This window comes from Micromonospora sp. NPDC049891 (assembly GCF_040660295.1).
In the GTDB taxonomy this organism is placed as follows: Bacteria; Actinomycetota; Actinomycetes; order Mycobacteriales; family Micromonosporaceae; genus Micromonospora.
Genome location: NZ_JBFAML010000006.1, coordinates 275,654 through 276,839, shown reverse-complemented (window position 1 = coordinate 276,839; position 1,186 = coordinate 275,654). Strand labels below are relative to the sequence as shown.

The following is a 1,186-nucleotide window of genomic DNA, read 5'->3' as shown; positions in this document are numbered from 1 at the left end:
TGGTCGTTGCGGTCACCCAGGTGACCCAGGTTCTCCAACTTCGACTCCTGCAACGCCGTCGCGATCGACACCACCGCGGCCCGCTCGTCCATACCGGCCTTCTTCGTCGCCGCGATGATCGCCTTGGTGTTCGCGATCTGCTCGTCGTTCAGATCAACATGAGACTGGTTGCTCGGGGTGCCGTGCGGCAGCAGCTTGCTGGTGTCGGGCTTGTCAGCCTGCACCACCGCGACCGGGGTGCTCGCGACCGGAGTGACATCGGCGTGCGCGGCCACCGGACCAGCGAACAGACCACCGGTGAAAGCCAGACCCGCAACACCCAGAACGCTCTTCCGCAGCATCGTGTTCATCACAAAGCTCCAATTCGGGGGTCGACGCACACCCGACCAAGGGGGAAAAGGCCAAGCGCACACAAGCACCAAAAGGGGCGCCCAAACAAATAAGGGGGAAAGATCTCCGGGGCGCGGGGCCGTATCGCCGCTTCGCGTCGCCGGGACCATGTCCAACGACCGACCGGACCGGATCATTCCCGGGCCCACCCGCTCACCTACGGCGGCAGCCGGTTCACCTCGGTCGCACGAGGGATGTCCAACGACCACCGGCCCACCACCATTCCCGGGGGCCACACCCACCGTGCGGCAGGCGATCTTCCTCGGCCGTTCACCCGTCTACAACGCCCCCACCCCACCACCCATTCCACCCCGAGCCCCCGACCACGCCGCGATCGTGGTCCCAAACCGCCCACCCAGGGGCGCAATCGCACCAAGATCCCCCGCCAACACCTCCCGCAACCCCGAACCCGACCCAAGGGCGGTGTCCACTCCCGTTGATCATGAGGTTAGCGGCAATATTGGAGATCAAATACGCCGTTAACCTCATGATCAACGGGGCGCGGGGCGCGCGGGGCGCGGGGCGCGGGGCGCGCGGGGCGCGCGGGGCGCGGGGCGCGCGGGGCGCGGGGCGCGCGGGGCGCGCGGGGCGCGCGGGGCGCGCGGGGCGCGCGGGGCGCGCGGGGCGCGCGGGGCGCGGGGCGCGCGGGGCGCGCGGGGCGCGGGGCGCGCGGGGCGCGCGGGGCGCGCAGGGCGCGGGCGCAGGGCGCGGGCGCAGGGCGCGGGCGCAGGGCGCGGGCGCAGGGCGCGGGCGCAGGGCGCGGGCGCAGGGCGCGGGCGCAGGGCGCGGGCGCAGG

The 1,186-nt window shown here is 73.1% G+C and carries 1 pseudogene; it reads right to left on the bottom strand.

Annotated elements, in window-relative coordinates:
- Positions 1 to 350 (bottom strand): annotated as a pseudogene (locus tag AB0I71_RS11275) (hypothetical protein); the annotation flags it as partial.
- Between the last annotated feature and the right edge of the window lie 836 nt (positions 351 to 1,186).